17 protein-coding genes are annotated in these 18,694 nt (G+C 67.0%); 2 read left to right on the top strand and 15 right to left on the bottom strand.

Annotated features, from left to right (window positions below; all coding sequences use genetic code 11):
- Positions 1–15 precede the first annotated feature (15 nt).
- Genes AC5WJ1_RS18030 through AC5WJ1_RS18015 form a run of 4 tightly spaced genes read right to left on the bottom strand, consistent with a single transcriptional unit; the run spans position 16 to position 3,369 of the window.
- A complete protein-coding gene (locus AC5WJ1_RS18030) occupies positions 16–1,281 on the bottom strand; it encodes an NAD(P)/FAD-dependent oxidoreductase (protein WP_494476840.1) in 1,266 nt (421 codons plus the stop codon).
- A gap of 32 nt (positions 1,282–1,313) precedes the next feature.
- Positions 1,314–1,628 (bottom strand): non-heme iron oxygenase ferredoxin subunit, encoded by a 315-nt coding sequence (locus AC5WJ1_RS18025; protein WP_133095151.1) that lies wholly within the window; start codon positions 1,626–1,628, stop codon positions 1,314–1,316.
- Positions 1,629–1,640: 12 nt separating this feature from the next.
- On the bottom strand, positions 1,641–2,111 hold the full coding sequence (locus AC5WJ1_RS18020; RefSeq protein WP_133095150.1) for an aromatic-ring-hydroxylating dioxygenase subunit beta: 471 nt from the start codon (positions 2,109–2,111) through the stop codon (positions 1,641–1,643).
- 4 nt (positions 2,112–2,115) lie between these two features.
- Positions 2,116–3,369 carry an aromatic ring-hydroxylating dioxygenase subunit alpha gene (locus tag AC5WJ1_RS18015; protein WP_494476839.1) on the bottom strand — a complete coding sequence of 418 codons (1,254 nt, stop codon included), beginning with the start codon at positions 3,367–3,369 and terminating at the stop codon, positions 2,116–2,118.
- A 248-nt stretch (positions 3,370–3,617) separates the two neighbouring features.
- Here AC5WJ1_RS18015 and AC5WJ1_RS18010 point away from each other — a divergent pair, with 248 nt between their 5' ends.
- A complete protein-coding gene (locus tag AC5WJ1_RS18010; RefSeq protein ID WP_135703835.1) occupies positions 3,618–4,520 on the top strand; it encodes a LysR family transcriptional regulator in 903 nt (300 codons plus the stop codon).
- Positions 4,521–4,895: 375 nt separating this feature from the next.
- On the opposite strand, the gene AC5WJ1_RS18005 is transcribed toward AC5WJ1_RS18010, so the two are convergent.
- The 7 genes from AC5WJ1_RS18005 to AC5WJ1_RS17975 form a co-directional block, all read right to left on the bottom strand.
- Complete coding sequence (locus AC5WJ1_RS18005; RefSeq protein WP_494476838.1) at positions 4,896–6,995, bottom strand: acetate--CoA ligase family protein; 2,100 nt, start codon at positions 6,993–6,995, stop codon at positions 4,896–4,898.
- Between the two features lie 40 nt (positions 6,996–7,035).
- A complete protein-coding gene (locus AC5WJ1_RS18000; protein WP_195431618.1) occupies positions 7,036–8,022 on the bottom strand; it encodes a tripartite tricarboxylate transporter substrate binding protein in 987 nt (328 codons plus the stop codon).
- 68 nt (positions 8,023–8,090) lie between these two features.
- Entirely contained in the window at positions 8,091–8,444 is a 354-nt protein-coding gene (locus tag AC5WJ1_RS17995; protein WP_135703837.1) for a Zn-ribbon domain-containing OB-fold protein, read from the bottom strand.
- On the bottom strand, positions 8,441–9,583 hold the full coding sequence (locus AC5WJ1_RS17990) for a thiolase family protein (protein ID WP_135703838.1): 1,143 nt from the start codon (positions 9,581–9,583) through the stop codon (positions 8,441–8,443). The genes AC5WJ1_RS17995 and AC5WJ1_RS17990 overlap by 4 nt, the downstream gene beginning before the upstream one ends.
- 1 nt (position 9,584) lies before the next feature.
- On the bottom strand, positions 9,585–10,826 hold the full coding sequence (locus AC5WJ1_RS17985) for an ABC transporter substrate-binding protein (RefSeq protein ID WP_494476837.1): 1,242 nt from the start codon (positions 10,824–10,826) through the stop codon (positions 9,585–9,587).
- A 36-nt stretch (positions 10,827–10,862) separates the two neighbouring features.
- Positions 10,863–11,918: a cyclase family protein gene (locus AC5WJ1_RS17980; RefSeq protein ID WP_494476836.1), complete on the bottom strand. Its 1,056-nt coding sequence runs from the start codon at positions 11,916–11,918 to the stop codon at positions 10,863–10,865.
- A 1-nt stretch (position 11,919) separates the two neighbouring features.
- A complete protein-coding gene (locus AC5WJ1_RS17975) occupies positions 11,920–12,744 on the bottom strand; it encodes an IclR family transcriptional regulator (protein ID WP_494476835.1) in 825 nt (274 codons plus the stop codon).
- Positions 12,745–13,089: 345 nt separating this feature from the next.
- Between AC5WJ1_RS17975 and garD the strand changes: the two genes are divergently transcribed.
- On the top strand, positions 13,090–14,649 hold the full coding sequence (gene garD, locus AC5WJ1_RS17970) for a galactarate dehydratase (protein ID WP_133095141.1): 1,560 nt from the start codon (positions 13,090–13,092) through the stop codon (positions 14,647–14,649).
- Between the two features lie 72 nt (positions 14,650–14,721).
- Here garD and AC5WJ1_RS17965 read toward each other — a convergent pair whose 3' ends face one another.
- From AC5WJ1_RS17965 to AC5WJ1_RS17950, 4 genes are all read right to left on the bottom strand, one after another.
- Entirely contained in the window at positions 14,722–16,044 is a 1,323-nt protein-coding gene (locus tag AC5WJ1_RS17965) for a phosphoribosyltransferase family protein (protein WP_133095140.1), read from the bottom strand.
- Positions 16,045–16,062: 18 nt separating this feature from the next.
- On the bottom strand, positions 16,063–17,073 hold the full coding sequence (locus tag AC5WJ1_RS17960; RefSeq protein ID WP_133095139.1) for a zinc-dependent alcohol dehydrogenase family protein: 1,011 nt from the start codon (positions 17,071–17,073) through the stop codon (positions 16,063–16,065).
- 34 nt (positions 17,074–17,107) lie between these two features.
- Positions 17,108–17,563 (bottom strand): universal stress protein, encoded by a 456-nt coding sequence (locus AC5WJ1_RS17955; RefSeq protein WP_135703844.1) that lies wholly within the window; start codon positions 17,561–17,563, stop codon positions 17,108–17,110.
- Positions 17,564–17,804: 241 nt separating this feature from the next.
- Positions 17,805–18,131, bottom strand: a complete 327-nt coding sequence (locus AC5WJ1_RS17950; RefSeq protein WP_195431629.1) for a hypothetical protein — start codon at positions 18,129–18,131, stop codon at positions 17,805–17,807.
- Between the last annotated feature and the right edge of the window lie 563 nt (positions 18,132–18,694).

Below are 18,694 nucleotides of genomic sequence, written 5' to 3'. Positions count from 1 at the left end.
TTTTTATCTAGTGGATTACTGCTTTGCCATCGGAACGTTCGGGTCGGCGAGGCGGGTGGGATCGACTTGCCTGCGCTGCTCGATCAGGCGGCGTGCGATGCGCAGGTCGCGCGCCGCGTTGGCACCGGCCGCGGCCTGGACGACATCGCCGTCGAGATAGCACAGCAGGAAGCTGTCCTCGCCAGGCGTGCCCCGTGCCACCATGCGATGCGACGGCAAGGGAATGCCGTAGATCTGCAGGTTCATCCCATACTGGTCCGACCAGAACCACGGCAGGGGCGCATAGTCGACCGGGAGGCCGAGCGCCGCTCGCGCCGCGGCGATACCCTGGTCCTGCGCGTTCTGCCAGGATTCCAGCCGCAAGCGCCGTCCGGCCCACGGATTCGGTGTCACCGCCACATCTCCCGCGGCGAAAATATCGGGGTCGGAAGTGCGGCAACCCTGGTCGACGATCACGCCGCCATCGCATGCCAGCCCGGCGTCACGCGCCAGCTCATCGTTGGGCACGAGACCCACACCAGCGACGATGGCGTGGCACGTCAGCGTGCTGCCATCGGCAAGAGTCACCACGGCCTGGCCGTCGGCGCCTGGCGCGATGCCGGCAATGCGGGCGCCGAGCATGACGCGGGTGCCGTGCGCACCATGCAGCCCGTGCAGGTGTTCGGAGATCTCCGGCGGCACGGTACGCTCGCACAGCCGTCCTTGCGCTTCGACCACGGTAACGTCCGCGCCTTTCAGCCGCGCGGTGGCGGCGACTTCCAGCCCGATCCAGCCGCCGCCCACGACGACGATGCTGCGGCCCGGCCGAAGCTCCGGCGCCAGCGACAAGGCATCGCCAATCGTGCGCAACGTATGGCTCGGGGTCGTATCCGCGCCCGGGACGGCAAGCGCGCGCGCCTTGCCGCCGGTACAGAGGATCAGCTTGTCATAGGACAGCATCTCTCCATCGGACATCTCCAGGCACTTCGCGGCCCGGTCTATGCGGGCCACGCGCGTGTCCACCCACCACTCCACCCTGAGCGCCTCGAACGCCTCCGGCTTGTGCAGCCACGTGCTGGCGGGCGCCGCTTCGCCGGCAAGCACGGCCTTGGATAACGGTGGCCGCTCGTACGGTGGATGGGCCTCGTCGCCGATAAGCACGAGCCGGCCGGCGAAACCTTCGCTGCGCAGCGTCTGGGCGGCCCAGCCGCCGGCCTGTCCCGCGCCGACGATGACGATGGTGGCGGCTGGCGCCATGGCCGTCGCTACGGCCGTCGCGCCCGGTGGTCGTTCGGAAGTCATGTGCGTCCCTTGTGGTTGCTGGCCGGCACTTCTCAGCCGAGGTCGAGGTAGACCTTGTCGCCTTCGATGCGGACCGGATAGGTGCGGATGCCTTCGGTCAGCGGGGCGCACATCGCCGCGCCGTTGCGGATGTCGAACCTGCCCTGGTGGAGCGGGCATTCGATCTCGTGTCCTTCAAGAAAGCCGTCGCACAGGCGCGCATGGCCATGCGTGCAAATGTTGTCGGTCGCATAGACGTCGCCGTCGACGCCATACAGGGCGATCTCCTTGCCCTCCACGGCCACGGCGATCACATCGTCCTGCGGGACGCTGGACAGCAGCGCTGCCTCGATCCAGGTTTCAGTCATGAATGGCTCCTGCTAGATGGGGTAGATCAGCGAGTTGGGGATCATCTCGCTATCGAACACGCAGATGCGCGACGCGAAGCGCCAGCCCTCGGGCGTGCGCACGATGGTGTCGAGGTAGCGGCCGGCGTTGTACACATCGGTCATCTGGTCCGGCTTGGTGCGCAGCACGGCATAGTTGGCCTCGGCCACGATCCTGTCGGCACCGGCCTCCCGGATCAGGGGCGCCCCGACGATGTGGCGCTGGTAGTAGGGATCGTGGAACAGCGTCTCCCGGATGCCGTAGATGCGGTCTTTCAGCATCCCCTTGCCCTCGAGCGACAGCGTGGCGAGCGGCAACCCGCGTTCGTGGTTCTCGCGCGGCTGAACCCGGTAGAGGCAGTCGTCGGTGAAGAACTCCGGCCAGCGGTCCCATTCGCCGTTGTCCACGGCGCTGGTGTAGTCGGCGTACAGCGCGAGCAGCGCGTAGTAGTCGGTAAAGTCCATGGCTTCAGACCTCCATCACCTTGCGCCAGTAGGCGTACATGCCGCGGATCAGGGTCTCGGTGACCATGTGTTCGGTGTTCTCGGCGGTCTTGCCGCCCAGTTCGGCAATCACGCGATGCCAGGGCTTCTGGGAGAAGCCTTCCTGCGAGCATTCGATGGCTTCGCCGTCGTCGGCTGACACAAAGCCGGCGGGCCCGAAGAGATTGGCCTGGCGCAGCCGGCGCCGCGTCATGTCCTCGGTGTCGTCCTCGAAGCCGAAGTGCGTCCAGACGAAGTCGAAGGAGTCTGGGCCGTTGGGCTGGATATGGCGCGTGGACACCGAATTGACTTGCTGCTGGAAGATCACGCTCGGGAAGACCGTCATCATCACCGCGGTTGGCTCGCCCCACCACGGCTCGTGGACGATGTCGAGGATGCGGTCGTCGTGCAGGGCCATCTGGTCCTTGAAGCTGGACACGCCGGAGGTCACGTCGCTCTTGCCGCCCTGGCCGCGGGTCGACACCATCGCGGCATGGCGGAAATCAGCATCCATCACCAGGCGGGCCTTGTTGTCCGCGCGCCAGAGCCCGAACGTGACAAACCACGTATGCAGCAGCCCGGGGTGGTAGGGGTCCTTGATGTTCTCCTGCATCAGCTTCCAGTTGCCCGGAATGCGCTGCTTGTTGTAGCCGAGGACCTTCAGCTTGCGGCCATTGAACAGCCGGTCGAAGTAGCCGAGGATGTCCGGCCCGAGGTAGTCCTCGAGCGAAGGGACGTCATGGTCGAACGAGGCGAACACCACCCCGCCGCGCGTGGCGACCTTCAGCTGCGTGAGCCCGTGCTCCTGCGGCCTGAAGTCGGCGGGCATGCCCCCGTTGACCTTGCCGTCCTGCTTGACGCCACGACGCAATGGCACCCCTTGCAGGCTGCCCTTCAGGTCATAGTTCCACTGGTGGTAGGGGCAGTGGAAATCCTTCCGGTTCCCGCTGCGCTCGCGGCAGAACTTCATGCCGCGATGGGCGCATACGTTCTCGATGACGTTGATGTCGCCGTCCTGGTCGCGCACCAGGATCACGGACCGCTCGCCAAGCGTGGTGCGCTTGAAGTCGCCGGGATGCGGGATCTCGGCCTCCAGGCCGACATAGTTCCAGTGACCCTGGTAGAAGCAGCGTTCGAGCTCGCGCTGGTAAAGCTGCGCGTCGGTATAGACGCGGAACGGGATGCGGCTGATGCTGTCGTCGGCCCACACTGGGCGGTCTTCATGGGAGGCTGTTGCCATGGCGGTTTCCATAGAGCGAACGGAGTCCGCGCGCGGGCCCGGTGGGCCTGTGCGGCGTCTGTGTGCTTGGGGTGACTTCAGGGGGGGATTCCCCGGGGCGGGCTATCGCCAGGGAAGGGCGGGATTCATGGGGCGTCTCCGTATGTGCCTATGTCTTTTCGTATGGGAAGGATCATCGGACATCGACCGCAATAAACCAATAGAATCCCGGCTATAGTTGATATTCACGGAATCAATAAAGGTGCGCGATGGAACTGAAGGACGTCGACCTGAACCTGCTCGTCGTGTTCGATCAGCTGTTGCGGCAGGGGACCGTTTCCGGCACGGCCAGGGCCATGAACCTGAGCCAGCCGGCAGTCAGCAACGCGTTGGCACGCCTGCGGACCCTGCTGGGCGACCAGCTCTTTGTACGAAGCAGCAGGGGAATGCTGCCGACACCACTTGCGCAGGAACTGGCCGAGCCGGTCGGCCATGCGCTGGAATCGCTGCAGGCAACGCTCAGCCGCAAGATGACTTTCGATCCTCTGCGCAGCGAGCGCGCATTCCGGATCGCCATGACGGATATCGGCGAGGTGCACTTCATTCCGCCGCTGATGGGTGCGCTCGGGCAACGGGCGCCGGGCGTGACCGTGACCACGGTGCGCAATACGGCGGTCGACCTGGCGGCCGAGATGAGCCAGGGCAAGATCGACCTTGCTGTCGGCCACCTGCCTGAACTCAGTACGGAATTTTTTCAGCGGCGCCTGTTCCGCCAGCGCTACGTCTGCCTGTTCCGTCCCGGCCACGCGATGGACAAGAAGAAGGTCAGCATGCGGGACTTCGAAGCCGCCGAGCATGTCGTGGTCACGGCGGCGGGAACGGGGCATGCGCGCGTCGACGAGCTGCTGGCCCAGGGCGGCGTAAAGCGCAGCATCCGGCTGCGCGTCCCGCATTTCGTGGCACTGGCGGACATCATTGCCACCACCGACCTGGTTGCCACCGTGACCTGGACGTTTGCGGAACGGTGTGCCAAGTATTTCGGGCTCAGGTATATCAATCATCCGTTCGCGCTGCCGGCCATCCAGATCAACCTGTTCTGGCATGCCCGATATCATCGCGACCCTGCGAATCAGTGGCTGCGCAACGAGTTTATTGAATTGTTTTCGGAATAGGGCCTCGGCTGAAAGCGAGTGCGATTCGCATCCTGCATTTAGTACTATGTCTGGCACTTACGCTTGAGTTTCGGGGCAATCGAGTAAATGGACAGCGCTTCCCGAAGTCGTGGAAATTGTCGTTGATTGGTATGCGCAGGCTTGTGCCTGGAATCTCGGGAGCGGCAGTCCGGAAGGCACAACGGTGCGGTGGCGAAGCCGACGCAACGTGCTCTCCAGTCTAGTTCAGCGAACCCGTCGGGCCAACCCGGAATCCCGTGCGGCAACGAACCGACGGACTGAACCGCGGCTCCGCGCCGAAGTAGATGTCGACTGATGCGTCGGCATTGCGCTGCAGCCCTCGCCGGGAAGGGCGCGGGGTGCCGCCACGCTGCGCTAACGTGGCACCCCTGCCACCTCGATCAGCGCATCGACCACCACCACGCCGTCGGCGCTCGCCATCACCGGGTTGAGATCGACCGAGCGGATCGTGCCGCCGGCCGCGTGGACCAGTTGGCCGACTTGCACCGCCAGCCGGCACAGCGCGGCGATGTCGGCCGCCGGCTCGTTGCGCACGCCGCGCAGCAGCGGCGCGATGCGCAGGCTGTCCACAGCGCGGGCGACATCGGCTTCGCTGCACGGCGCCAGCAGCACGGCGGTGTCGCGCAAGGTCTCGACATACTTGCCGCCGTCGCCGACCACCAGCACCGCGCCGAATACGGGATCCCAGTGCGCGCCGATCATGCATTCGCGCTGGCCGCGCACCATGCGCGCGATGACGATGCCTTCGCAATGCGCGTCCATGGCCTGCAGCGTGCGCATCTGGGCGCTGAACGCACGCGCTACTGCCTCCCGATCATTGCAGTGCAGGGCGACCAGCCCGTGCTCGCTCTTGTGCGGCACCTGGGGCGAGCTCGCCTTGACGGCAACCGGCGCGCCGATGCGCTGCCACGCGGCCACGGCGGCGTCGATGTCGTGGCAAAGATAGTGCTCGACCACCGGCACGCCTGCCGCGGCGAGACGCTCCAGGCTGGCGGCTTCGCTCAGCGTCGTACCTTTCACCGGTGACGCCGGCACGGCAGGTGCAGCGGGTAGCGGCGGCTCGCCCTCGGCCGCGATCTGCCGCAGCCGCTGCTGGTGCGAGACCAGTTGCGAGAACGCTGCCAGCGCTTGCGCCGCGCAGGCGTAGGTCGGCACGTTGGCCTGCCGGAAGGCATCGGCCACCGGCGCTTGCCATACGGCGACCGCGATGGGCTTGCCCGCGGTGTCGGCAAACGCGGCGGCGTCGCGGGCAAAGCGCGGCACGTCGTAGCCCATGCCGGAGACGGGGATATCGAGCAGGAACAGGTCGGCGGCGGGATCGCGCGCCACCACCGGCAGCACCTCGCCGAACAGCGCGCTGTTGGTGAGCAGTGCGGCGGTGACATCGACCGGGTTGGCGGTGGCGGCGAAACCGGGCAGGCGCTCCGCCAGCGCGGCCTGCGTGGCATCGGACAGCGGCGCCAGCGCCAGGCCGGACGACGGCGCTGCATCGGCGGCCATCACGCAGCTCGCGCCGGAGTTGCTGACGACCACCAGCCGCCTTCCCCCGGCTTGCCAGCCGCGCAGGTACATCGGCGCGCAGCGTGCCAGCGCATGCGCATCGTCGACGCGCCAGATGCCGTGGCGCTGCAGGAAGGCATCGACCGCGCGGTCCTCGTTGGCGATGGCGCCGGTGTGCGACGCGGCGGCGCGCTGCCCGTCCTGCGAGCGGCCGGCCTTGGCCGCCACCACCGGCACGTTGCGCGCCCGCGCCACGCGCGCCGCCTCGGCCAGCATCTCGGGGTCGGTCAGGCTTTCCAGGTACAGCAGCACCAGCCGCACGCCAGGATCGTGCGCCACCGCCAGTGCCAGCTCGCCGACGGTGATGTCGGCCTGGTTGCCGGTGGCATGCACGTGGCGCACGCCGATGCCCTGGCCGCGCAGCAGACCATAGACCATCGCCGCCACGCCGCCGCTCTGGCTGACCACGGCGACCGGGCCATCCTGCGGCGGCACCTCGATGAACATGGTCGAAAAGCTGGCGATGGCGCCGCTGCCGAAATTGGCCAGCCCCTGGCTGTTGGGACCAACCAGCCGCAGCCCGCTGGCGCGCGCGGCGCGCACCATCTCGTCCTGCTGGCGCCGGCCTTCGGCACCGCCCTCGCCGAAGCCCGATGCGATCACGATGGCCGCCGCCACGCCCAGCCGCGCGCAGTCCCGCACGGCCTGCACGGCGGCATCTCCGGCGACGATGATGATGGCGAGTTCGGGGACTTCGGGCAGCGCGTCCAGCGTGGGACAGGCGCGCAGGCCCTGGATGGTGTCGCGCTGCGGGTTGACCGGGTAGAGCGTGCCGGCGTAGCCGTGCGCCTTCATGTAGTGGATGGGGCGGCCGCCGATCTTGTGGATATTGTCGGAGGCGCCGATCACGGCGATGGAGCGGGGAGCGAGCAGTGACTGGAGGGGAGCGGTCATGACAGGGGCCGTAGGGTATGCGTGAGCTATGCGTAGGGGATCAGTCGATGGTGGCGCCGGATGCCTTGACGACCCGGGCCCATTTGTCGATTTCGTGTTCGAGGAACCGCGCGGTGGCCGGTGGCGAGGTCCATTCCGCGGCAAAGCCCTGCGTGGCGAAGCGCGCACGCACGTCCGCATCGTCGAGCACGGATTTCAGCGCCGTCCCGAGCGCAGCGAGCGCCGCGGGCGGCGTGCCGGCGGGCGCCAGCAGCGCGTTCCAGGCGCTGGCCTCGTAGCCCGGCAATCCTGACTGCGCGATGGTCGGGGTGTCCGGCGCGGCCGGCGAGCGCGCCGCGCCCGTGACCGCGAGCGCCTTGAGCTTGCCGTCGCGCACGAACGGCATGGCCGACAGCATGGTGTCGAACATCACCGTGGCCTGGCCGCCCATCACGTCGGTCAGCGCAGGCGCACTGCCTTTGTACGGTACGTGCGTCATGCGCACGCCGGCCATGCTGTTGAACAGTTCCGCGGCAAGGTGGGTGGACTGGCCATTGCCAGAGCTGGCAAAGGTGACCTGGCCGGGCCTGCTCCTGGCCAGCGCGATCAGATCGGCGACATTGCCCGCGGGCGTGGCGGGCGCGGTGACCAGCACCAGCGGGCCGCGCGTGAGCAGGCTTACCGGCGCGAAGTCCTTGCGCGTGTCGTAGCCGGGCTTGCGGAACAGCGTCATGTTGATGGCATGCGCGGTGGTGGCCACCAGCAGCGTGTAGCCGTCGGGCGCGGCCCGGGCCGCTGCCTCGGCGCCGATACTGCCGCCGGCGCCGGGGCGGTTCTCCACTACCAGCGGCTGGCCGAGCTTGTCCGAGAGCTTCTGGCCGACCACGCGCGCAACGATGTCGGTGGGGCCGCCGGGCGGGTAGGGCACCACCAGCCGGATCGGCTTGACGGGGAAGGACTGCGCCAGCGCTGGCGGCATAAATGCCGCGGACAAGGCGAGGCAGGAAAGCAGGGCGAGCGCGTGCCGCCGGGATCGATTCGGTGCCAAGGGGATTCTCCGGTTGTGGGTGCCGGCTGGGATGGAGGCGGACGCGCGCCGGCTGGCGCCGGAAGGCGCTATTCGCGCAGGAAACGCAGCAGCGTCCCTTCGCCGAAGCGCAGGAAGCCTGCGCGCACGCGCTCGCCGATCGCCACGCCGGGCTCGGCATGGCCCATCACCCGCGGGCCTTCGTCCAGCGTGGCCAGCACCAGCGTGTAGGGCGCCAGCGCGCGGAAGGCCCCGGCCGGGGCGCGGCTGATCTCGGTGACCGCATACACCGTGGCCAGCCCGCCGGCATCGCGCCAGCGCAACTGCAGGCTGCCGCAGGCGCGGCAGGCGTGCCGTTCCAGCGGCTGCCAGGCTCCGCAGTCGTCGCAACACTGGTAGCGCACCACGCCGGCATCGAGTCCGTCGGTATAGGGATGGCTCATGGCGCGGCCTCCAGCACCAGGCTGACATGCGACGACAGCACGCCACCGTCGGCATGGAACAGCGCGCGGCGGCGCTTGCTCAGTTGACGTTCCCCGGCGCGGCCCGCGAGCTGGCGCGCGGCTTCGGCAAGATGCATCAGGCCGCCTGCCGCGCCGGAATGGCCGAACGCAAGCAGCCCGCCATGCGTGTTGAGCGGCAGCGCGCCGGCGCGGCTGAAATCGCCGGCTTGCAGGCGCGCGTGCGCTTGCCCGCGCGGCGCCAGTCCGAGTTCTTCCAGCAGCATGACCAGCGTGATGGTGAACGAGTCGTAGATCGCGAGGCAGTCGATGCCGTCCACGCTGCCGCCCGCCTCGGCGAAGGCGCACTGCGCGGCCTCGGCGGCGCCGGTCTGCATCACGTCGTCGATGGCGCCCAGGTGCTGGTGCCGGTGTGCCTGCCCTGCGCCGGCGATGCGCACCGGCGTGCCCGCGCCGGGTTCCGCGGAAACGATCACCGCCACCGCGCCATCGGAAATCGGGCAGCAGTCGGACAGCCGCAGCGGCGTGGCGATCGGGCGGGCGGCGCGCGCCTGCGCGAGCGACAGCGGCTCGCGCAGGTGCGCATCCGGATGGCCGGCGGCATGCTCGCGCATCAGCACGGCAAAGCCGGACAGCGCATCGGCATCCATGCCGGTCTCATGCAGGTAGCGCGACGCCAGCAGCGCGTAGTAGGCCGGCACCGAGGCGCCGTTGGGCACCTCGGCATGCGGTTCGCCCACCTGCGCCAGCGTCTGGATCGACTGGTCACGGCTCTGGCCGCTGAGGCGGTTCTCGCCCGCCACCACCAGCACGTGGCGGCAGCGGCCGGCGCGCACCAGCTCATGCGCCAGCATGGCCATCACGCCGCCGGTGGCGCCGCCCGCGGCCACGCCGTGGGCGTAGGCGGGCGTGAGCGAGGCGTATTCGCAGAAGCGGTCGGCCAGCATCAGGTGCGGCAGCGTGGTGGCATAGCCGCACAGCACGCCGTCGATGCCGGCGCGCGCCAGCCCGGCGTCGGCCAGCGCGGCATCGGCGGCCTGTGCCATCAGCGCCAGCGGCGTGCTGCCCTCGATGCGGCCGAAGCGGGTGTTGCCGCTGCCGCGCAGGTAGGTGGCGAGCATGTCAGTGCTTGAGCAGAGGGCATTGCGACTTCGATGCCGGCATGAAGGCCTGCTCGCCGGGTACTGTCGCCACCACCTTGTAGTAGTCCCATGGATACCGGGATTCGGCCGGCGTCTTCACCTCGAACAGGTACATGTCGTGGATCATGCGGCCGTCCTCGCGAATGCGGCCGTTCCTTGCGAAGAAGTCGTTGATCGGCAGCGACTTCATCTTCTTCATCACCGCCGCGGTCTCGTCGGTGCCCGCCGCCTGCACCGCCTTCAGGTAGTGCATCACCGACGAATACGCGCCGGCCTGGCTCATGTTGGGCATCTTCTTCAGCTTCTCGAAATAGCGGCGCGACCACGCGCGCGTGGCATCGTTCATGTCCCAGTAGAAGGCTTCGGTGAGCACGAGGCCGCCCGCGGTCTTCAGCCCGATGGCGTGGATATCGTTGATGTAGAGCAGCAGTCCCGCCATGCGCTGCGCGCCGTTGCGCGTGAGGCCGAACTCCGACGCCGCCTTGATCGCATTGATGGTGTCGCCGCCCGCATTGGCCAGTCCCACGACTTGCGCCTTGCTGGCCTGCGCCTGCAGCAGGTACGAGGCAAAGTCGCTGGCGCCGATCGGGTGGCGCGCGGCGCCCACCACCTTGCCCCCGGTTTCGTTGATCACCGCGGTGGCGGAGTCCTGCAGCGTATGCCCGAAAGCGTAGTCGGCGGTCAGGAAGAACCAGGTCTTGCCGCCGCGCTGCACCGTGGCGCGCGCGGTGGTATTGGCAAGCGCATAGGTGTCGTAGGCGTAGTGCACCGACACCGGCGTGCACAGGTCGTTGGTGATGCGTTCGGTGCCGGGCCCCGAGAACACCACGATGCGGTTCTTCTGCTTCGCCACTTCCAGCACGGCCAGCGCCGGCGCCGAGGCGGCCACGTCGAGGCTGGCATCGACATTGCCGGTGTCGTACCACTCGCGCGCCTTGTTGGCCGCGATATCGGCCTTGTTCTGGTGATCGACCACCACCAGCTCGATCTTCCTGCCCAGCACCTTGCCGCCGAAATCGTCGATGGCCATCTGCGCCGCGGTGGCGCTGCCGCGGCCGGTGACATCGGCGTACAGGCCGCTCATGTCGAGCAGCATGCCGAGCTTGACCACGTCGTCGGAGATCGCAGTCTTGGGCTGTGCGTGCGCGGCGCCGCAGGCAAGCGCCGCGGCCAGGGCCAGGACGCCGGCGGCCCGGCGCTGGATCGAATGGCGAAGCTTCATGGTGTCTCCTCTGGCGTGTTGTGGTTCTTGTTTGGGCTAGACGGTAGCAATCGGCGTCACCGGCGACCCCACCGCCCCCGGCAGCCGCAGCGGCGGCGCGGTCAGCTGGAAGCGGGTGCGGCCATTGGCGCGCAGCCAGTCGGCCAGCTCGCGCAGGTACCACAGCTCGCCCAGCGGCAGGCCCAGCTTGAACAGGCAGTGGTGGTGCAGCGGCAGCAGCGGGTGGTGCCGGTCGCCATCGGGCGCGGGGCGGGCCGGGTAGCGCTCGACCGCGTAGTTGTCGGCGATCAGCGCGGCGATGCCGGCGTCGGTGATCCACTGCAGCAGGCGGTCGTCGCGGCCGTCTAGCGCGCAGCAGCTGTGGTGCAGCACGGCTTCGTCGGGCTCGCGCTGCATCGACAGCACCACCTCGGCAAAGCCGGTGCGCAGCAGCAGCATGTCGCCGGGCTCGACCTCGGCCTTGCCGGCGTCCATGGCGCGCATCAGCTCGTCATAGCCGATGTTGCGGAAGTCCTGGCCGTACACGTGCGCCAGGTCCACCAGCACGCCGCGGCCCTGCATGCCCTTGACCGCGAAGTTCTCGATGCCAAGCGCCTGCGCGGCGCTGTGGTCGTGGCCGCAAGGGTGGGCGGCGAAGTGGTCGTCTTCGGCGTAATCCACCGGACCGACGATATGCTCGTTGGCGCGGAAGCCGTTGTAGTAGACGCGCTCGGGCCGGCCGTCGCCGTCGGCATCGAACAGCGCGCCCACGTGCGCCAGCGCATCCCACTGCGTGCTGTACTGCAGGCACATCAGCACCTGGTCGTCGCTGATCACGTCGGTGGCGGCGGGATCGACCTTGGCGAGCGGGAAGTTGAGGTAGGGGCTGTCGTCGCGAAATGTCGGGCGCAACTGCGGCGGGTGCCGGCGCGGGTTGAGCTTGTTGCCGCCCGGGTAGTCCAGCGGCAGCGACAGGCAGAAGCTGATGCCGGCCCACACCTCGCGCGCGCCCTTGACGACCTGCTCGGGGCCGATCAGGTTGACGCGGCCGAGCTGGTCGTCGGGGCCGAAATCGCCCCAGTTGGAGCCTTGCGGACGTTGCTTCCAGCGCATGTCATGCCTCCTCTCGCGTACGTGGCCGGGTAGCCGGCCGTTGGATGTCGGGTTTGATATCTGGCTTCACGGCGGCGTGCGAGCGCCAGTGCTCGCAGATGGCGTCGGCCTCGCGCAGCAGTGCTCGCGCCATCGCGGCCTCGCGGCTGGTGATGCGCTCGTTGAGCGCCGCAATGCTGATCGCGCCCAGCGGGTAGCCGTCGGGGCCGGGCAGGGCGATGGCGATGCCGCCCATGCGCTCGACCACGACGTCCAGCAATACGGCGTAGCCGCGCTCGCGCGTGGCCTGCACATGGCCCAGCAGCATGTCGCGGCTGAAGCGCGGGTAGCGGCGCATGGCCGGGGCGATGCCGTCGAGCACAGCGTCGACCTCGGCATCAGGCAGCGCGGCCAGCAGCGCCAGGCTGCCGGCGCCGATGCCCAGCGGCCGGCGGCTGCCGATGTCCAGGTAGTTGGCGCGGATCGGGAAGGTGCCCAGCCGCAATTCGATGCAGACCGATTCGCAGCCGCTCGGCACGGACAGGATGGCGCTGTCCTCGAAGGCATTGGCCAGCCGGATCAGCGCGGGGCGTACCAGCGGGCGCAGGTCGGTGCGCGCCAGCGTGGCGGCATGCAGCGCCAGCCATTCGCGCCCCGGCGTGAAGGCCTTGGTGGCGGGATCGCGCTCAACCAGTCCCTCGGCCGCCAGCGTTTCAAGCAGGCGCAGCGCCGAAGCCTTGTCGACGCCGGCGGCCAGCGCCAGATCGGTCAGGCGGCTGTTGCGGGCATCGGTCAGCGCGCGCAGCAGGCGGCAGGCTTTCTGCAGCGAGGTGCTCGGGGTGGTCACGGCGGCGGTCTCCTGGTCCGGTTTTCGTCACGTGAAACCGGTTGAAGCCGTTATAAGCCATCCGTCGCCGCCCGTCATTCTGCGTTGCCAAAAAGTTTTGCCGGATGAAATCAATGGCTGTCGGCGACTGGATAAACCATGGTTGTCGTACAACAATCGATGGAAATCAACAGATGTCAACGAAAAATTCGCGTCTATGCGGCAATTTAATGCAGAATATGACGCATAGGCTACTCGAAATCAGGGTAAGCCCGGACACAAGCTTGCGCCATAGCCTCTACAATGTCGTCAGACAACGTAACACGTGACTGGCATAGTGCCGTCCCCTGAAGAAAGCCTGCAATCATGAGCGAAGCGACTCCAGCACCGGCATCGCGCCCCCTCTACATCACGATGCACCCCGACGACAACGTCGCCATCGTCGCCAACGACGGCGGGCTGCCGGCCGGCGCCACGTTCCCCTGCGGCCTGACGCTGGTCGAAGGCGTGCCGCAGGGTCACAAGGTCGCATTGACGGACTTGCGCGAAGGCGACGAGGTGATCCGCTACAACGTCGTGATCGGCTACGCGTTGAAGGAGCTGCCGCGCGGCAGCTGGATCAACGAGCGCGTGATCCGCATGCCGGCCGCGCCGGAGCTGCACGACCTGCCGGTCGGCACGCGCGTCAGGCCGCTGCCGCCGCTGGAGGGCTACACCTTCGAGGGCTACCGCAATGCGGACGGCTCGGTCGGTACGCGCAATATCCTCGGCATCACCACCACCGTGCAGTGCGTGGAGGGCGTGGTCGAGTTTGCCGTGCGGCGCATCAAGGAAGAGCTGCTGCCGAAGTACCCCAACGTCGACGACGTGGTGGGCCTGGAGCACACCTACGGCTGTGGCGTGGCGATCGATGCGCCGGATGCCGGCATCCCCATCCGCACGATCCGCAATATCGCGCTGAACCCCAACTTCGGCGGGGAAGTGATGATCGTCAGCCTGGGCTGCGAAAAGCTGCAGCCCGCGCGGCTGGTCAGCGCCGGCACCATCCCGATCCAGAAGGAAGGCGAGCCCGACGTGGTCTGCCTGCAGGACGAGCAGCACGTCGGCTTTGCCTCGATGATCGAGTCGATCATGGCTACGGCCGAGAAGCACCTGCAGCGCCTGGACGCGCGCCGGCGCGAGACCTGTCCCGCGTCCGACCTGGTGGTGGGCGTGCAGTGCGGCGGCAGCGATGCCTTCTCGGGCGTTACCGCCAATCCCGCGGTGGGTTTTGCCACCGACCTGCTGGTGCGCGCCGGTGGCACAGTGATGTTCTCCGAGGTCACCGAGGTCCGCGACGGCATCGACCAGCTCACCGCGCGCGCGGCCACGCCCGAAGTGGCCGAGGCGCTGATGAAGCAGATGGCCTGGTACGACGCCTACCTCGAGAAAGGCAAGGTCGACCGCAGCGCCAACACCACGCCGGGCAACAAGAAGGGCGGCCTGTCCAATATCGTGGAAAAGGCGATGGGCTCGATCGTCAAGTCCGGCACCGGGCCGATCCATGGCGTCAGCGGACCGGGCGAGAAGGTCACGCAGAAGGGTTTGATCTATGCCGCCACGCCGGCGGGCGATTTTGTCTGCGGCACGCTGCAGCTGGCCGCCGGCATGAACCTGCACGTTTTCACTACCGGCCGCGGCACGCCGTATGGGCTGGCCGAGGTGCCGGTGATCAAGGTCTCGACCCGCAACGACCTGGCACGCCGCTGGCACGACCTGATGGACGTCAACGCCGGCCGCATCGCCACCGGCGAAGCCACCATCGAAGAGGTGGGCTGGGAGCTGTTCCACACGCTGCTGGCGGTGGCCAGCGGCAAGAAGTCATGGGCGGAACACTGGAAGATCAGGAACGCGCTGGTGCTGTTCAATCCGGCGCCGGTTACTTGAGGTATCGGCTGTCGGGTCTGTGATGGCGGCGGCGGCTGCTATTCGCCACCGGGTGTAGCCGGCCAGCATATGTCATCCACCGTACCCCAGCCTGGAACACGATTGAGGCGCAAGGTGCCTCTCGAACCAGGCTATCGTGAGTGTTGCGACGTCTTCCAGGGCCTTGCGGTCTTCGAATCCTCGGCCATTCGTCGGGATGAGCCTCAACTGCCGCGGGCAATGCATTTGCTCAAACGCAAGATTGTTGATCTGAATGTTCTTTGGGTCGCCGCTTGCACATATCAGCAGCGCAGGGATATCGAGGCGCTGCAGGCTGGCGGCACCAGCGAGATCCGGTCGTCCTGCAACACAGGCCACCGCGCGAAGTTGTGCCTCGCCGTACGCGGCCGAGCGCAGGGCCGCAGCTGAGGCGGTGCCGGTACTAAGCAGGCCGACAGGGAGGTCTGCGCAGGGTGTTCCGCCATGCAGGAAGCCCAGCGTCTGGTTCAACCTTGCCACCAGCTCATCGACATCCGACTCGGGCGCGTCGTCGAAGCGGCTGTCAGGCTGCAGGTCCACAAGCACGGTGGCGAATCCTTTCGCGCGTAGCTTGCGTGCCAGGTAATGACTGCGGACGTCGCGGCGTTCCGCGCCACCGGCATGAATCATCACCGCGACCCCGATGGGATTCGCGGCGGTTTCGAACATGACTCGCAGGCAAGTCGTCCCATATGGAACCAGCATCGCTCTGCTGATTGCCGGCACGCGCGCCTCCACCCCTGGCCGGGCATGGCCTGGGGATTGCACTGGCAGCATGGCTGTCACCTGCCGGACGAAATCGTCGGTGACCAGACTGAACTCGTGATAGAAATGCGCGAGATTTTCGATGGACTCCGGGGTATCCAGGCAGATGACTTCATCCACCAGCGCCCGGATCCTGTCCAGTCCCGCTCTTGAGGCGATCGGAAGCGCGCATATGAGTCGAGCGGGCTGCCGCTTGCGCAGGCGCGAGAGGGCCGCATACATCGTCGCGCCGCTCACCAGGCCGTCATCCACGACAATCACCACGCGACCGCCCGGATCCGCCTGCTTGCGAACCGGCTTATAGACCGCGCGCTGCCTGCGAAGCTGGTCGAACTGGGCGTCACGCTGTCGGCTGGCGTCGCCATGCGCATTCGCTTCGCCCGTGCACCACGTCATGCCTGTGTCGTCCAGCGCCATCCCTGGGGTGATGCGGCGCGCCATCACGAGATCGAATTCGGCGTCCAGCGCGTCGGCGACGACGCGCCCGACCGGCACTCCGCCACGAGGGATCGCCAGAACCAGGGCGCCGGTTCCCCGATACGCATGCAAGGCCCGCGCCAGTTCCGTTCCGGCATGTTCACGGGTCTGAAAACGTGTTTGATATGGGCGCATTCTAGAACTGAAGGAGAATCAACGATGAATCTGCAAGACCGCGGCGCCGGAAAGGCGGCCGTCACGCAGATCGGCTAAAGCCTCATTGGCCTGCTCAAGCGGATACGCGGTGGTGTGTGTATGCAGCAAGGTGCGGGCGGCGATCTCCATCAGCGCAATCCCGTCGGCGCGCGTCAGGTTGGCGACGGAACACAGGCGCCTCTCTTCCCAAAGCAGTTCGTAAGGCATGCCTGGGATATCGCTCATGTGGATGCCGCCGCAGACAACGGTGCCACCTTTATCGACGGCGCGTAGCGCTTTGGGCACCAGTGCGCCCACCGGCGCGAAAATCAGCGCGGCGTCCAGAGGCACCGGAGGCGGGAGGTCGCTCGAGCCGGCCCAGCACGCTCCAGTCTGGTATGCCAGTTGCTGGGCGCCCGTGTCGCCAGTGCGGGTGAAAGCGTAGACTTCCCGGCCTTGTGCCACGGCAATTTGCGAAACCAGGTGGGCGGCTGCGCCGAAGCCATAGATGCCGATGCGGCGTGTATCGGCGGCAGGCCCTGCCATGCGCAGCGTCCGGTAGCCGATCAGGCCGGCACAGAGCAGCGGGGCAGCGTGTTCGTCATCGTAGGCAGGCGGAATCCGAAAGCAATACCTGCTGTCTGCGACAACATATTCAGCGTAGCCGCCATCGCGCGTATAGCCCGTAAATAGCGGTGCATCGCAGAGGTTTTCGTGATGACGCTGGCAGTAGCGACAGTGGCCGCAGGTATGGCCAAGCCATGGCACACCCACGCGGTCGCCCGGCCCGAAGGCGGTGACACCCGCTCCGCAAGCATCCACCCGTCCAACGATCTCGTGTCCGGGGATGAGCGCCGGTTTGGGATGGCGCAGGTCGCCGTCTACGATATGCAGGTCGGTCCGGCATACGCCGCAGGCAGAAACAGCGATGCGTACCTCATCCGGCCCGGGCTCGGGGACTGGCCCGTGTACCAGGACCAAAGGCTGCCCCGCGCCTGCAAATTGCATGGCTCGCATGGTCTCGGGCATGCAGGTGTCCTTGTCGGTGCCCCGGCGTGGGGCGTCAGCCTTCGATTTCGCTGCGGACCAGCAAGACCGGCTTGGTTGTCTGGGCCAGTACGCCTTCCGCCACGCTGCCCATCAGCAGCCGCCTGACGCCGCGCCGCCCGTGCGTGCCCATGACAATCATGTCGGCATTCCAATTGTCGGCTTCGGTGGCGATGGTCGTGGAGATCCGCCCGGGAGCCACCGGCTTTTCGTCCAATTGCGTATGGCATCGGATTCCCGCCTGGCTGAGGCGTGCCGTCGCGGCGTCCAGTGCCTTGCGGCCGTACGAGATCTGCTGGTTCGCCAGTTCGCGGGGATCGAAATAGCCTGCCTCAAAGTACACATCGCTGTCATCGACCACAAACAACGCCTTGACTTCGGCGCCGGTGGCCGCGGCGATTGCGATGGCCTGGCTGAGCGCCAGGTCGGAGGAGTGGCTGCCGTCCACGGCGAGCAAGAGGCGCTGGTACATGCGATGCTCCTGTGGGATGGGACTGCATAGTCCCTGGGTCTGATGCATTCAGCCTAGGCGGCAGTGTTGGATGGAACTTGATATTGGTCAAACCAAGGCGCGGCCCCCCGCATCGTGAGCAGGCCGGTGCAGCGGCCAAGCGCTTGCCAGTTCCCATTCCTGGAGGCGGCGCCTTGGGGCGGTGCCGCCTGCTGCACCCGACAAGAATCCATGCATTGTCAGTGACAAGAGCGGCACTTGTTCAACTCGGGTGACGCTGGGGCACAGGTGGCGCAGACGGCGGCGATGCCGAATCCCGGGACGGAAAGAGGGCCCTGCCGCTTGCCCACTGCATGACGAAGGCCTGCATTGCGAGGATGTCACGCGGCCTCTGCATTGCCAGGAACTGTCTGGTGCATGCATGGGTGCCGGGAACGGCGCCATGGAACCATTGAAGGTTCCATTCCATCAGCGTCTCGAACTGTGAAAATGCTTTCTCGGAAAAGCACAGTACATCTGCCATACCCCTGAGGACTTCAAGATTGGCTTGCTGAGCCGCTGAAAGCTGGGCAAAGGGCAATCGATTCATGATCACGCTCCCGCATGTGAGCGCCACAGTCATCGGTTCGCAGTATGGCGCTCCGAGTGGAGACACTCCGGCAGAACCGGCTGGAGCCCCGCTCGAAAAATATGAAGCCCGACCCGTGCCTGTCCCGACTTGAGAATGCACCCCGGCCACGATCAAATATCGCCATGGCTTCAAGAAGCAGGGGTACGCAATCCCGATGAGACAAACAACGGGGGGATGAGTCGCTATCCGAGGGGATATCCGGAGCCGCCAGGCGCGTTAGTGCGCCCTTGGCCGGCTCCGGACTAATAGAGGCAGGCGAGACCTACGCCTTGGAGTGGCCGCTCGCTGTCGAGCCGGCGCGGAATCGTCATTGCAGCGCCCATTTGCGAGGGTTTGGCCGCAACTTGGGAAAACGGCAGCGCATGCATGCTTCGTGAGCACAAATTATCGAAAGCGCGCGCCGTGATGTCCATCGCTCAGTTCCTCTGAAGAAGATTGAAAACGAGGTTCAGGGCATCATATCCACTTCGCAAGGAAAGGGCAAACCACTCCGGGCCGATGCCGTGCTGGTGGCGGCGATA

Source organism: Cupriavidus sp. MEYA8 (genome assembly GCF_059278825.1).
Note: the sequence above shows the minus strand (reverse complement) of the source record. Positions and strands in the feature narration are given on the sequence as shown.

Coding starts and splice junctions, on each gene's coding strand:
- AC5WJ1_RS17985 (WP_494476837.1), bottom strand. CDS start 10,826: ATGAAGCTTCGCCATTCGATCCAGCGCCGGGCCGCCGGCGTCCTGGCC.
- AC5WJ1_RS17965 (WP_133095140.1), bottom strand. CDS start 16,044: ATGCGCCCATATCAAACACGTTTTCAGACCCGTGAACATGCCGGAACG.
- AC5WJ1_RS17950 (WP_195431629.1), bottom strand. CDS start 18,131: ATGAATCGATTGCCCTTTGCCCAGCTTTCAGCGGCTCAGCAAGCCAAT.
- AC5WJ1_RS17990 (WP_135703838.1), bottom strand. CDS start 9,583: ATGCTCGCCACCTACCTGCGCGGCAGCGGCAACACCCGCTTCGGCCGC.
- AC5WJ1_RS18010 (WP_135703835.1), top strand. CDS start 3,618: ATGGAACTGAAGGACGTCGACCTGAACCTGCTCGTCGTGTTCGATCAG.
- AC5WJ1_RS17995 (WP_135703837.1), bottom strand. CDS start 8,444: ATGAGCCATCCCTATACCGACGGACTCGATGCCGGCGTGGTGCGCTAC.
- AC5WJ1_RS17960 (WP_133095139.1), bottom strand. CDS start 17,073: ATGCCCGAGACCATGCGAGCCATGCAATTTGCAGGCGCGGGGCAGCCT.
- AC5WJ1_RS17980 (WP_494476836.1), bottom strand. CDS start 11,918: ATGCGCTGGAAGCAACGTCCGCAAGGCTCCAACTGGGGCGATTTCGGC.
- AC5WJ1_RS18025 (WP_133095151.1), bottom strand. CDS start 1,628: ATGACTGAAACCTGGATCGAGGCAGCGCTGCTGTCCAGCGTCCCGCAG.
- garD (WP_133095141.1), top strand. CDS start 13,090: ATGAGCGAAGCGACTCCAGCACCGGCATCGCGCCCCCTCTACATCACG.
- AC5WJ1_RS18030 (WP_494476840.1), bottom strand. CDS start 1,281: ATGACTTCCGAACGACCACCGGGCGCGACGGCCGTAGCGACGGCCATG.
- AC5WJ1_RS18020 (WP_133095150.1), bottom strand. CDS start 2,111: ATGGACTTTACCGACTACTACGCGCTGCTCGCGCTGTACGCCGACTAC.
- AC5WJ1_RS18005 (WP_494476838.1), bottom strand. CDS start 6,995: ATGACCGCTCCCCTCCAGTCACTGCTCGCTCCCCGCTCCATCGCCGTG.
- AC5WJ1_RS18015 (WP_494476839.1), bottom strand. CDS start 3,369: ATGGCAACAGCCTCCCATGAAGACCGCCCAGTGTGGGCCGACGACAGC.
- AC5WJ1_RS17955 (WP_135703844.1), bottom strand. CDS start 17,563: ATGTACCAGCGCCTCTTGCTCGCCGTGGACGGCAGCCACTCCTCCGAC.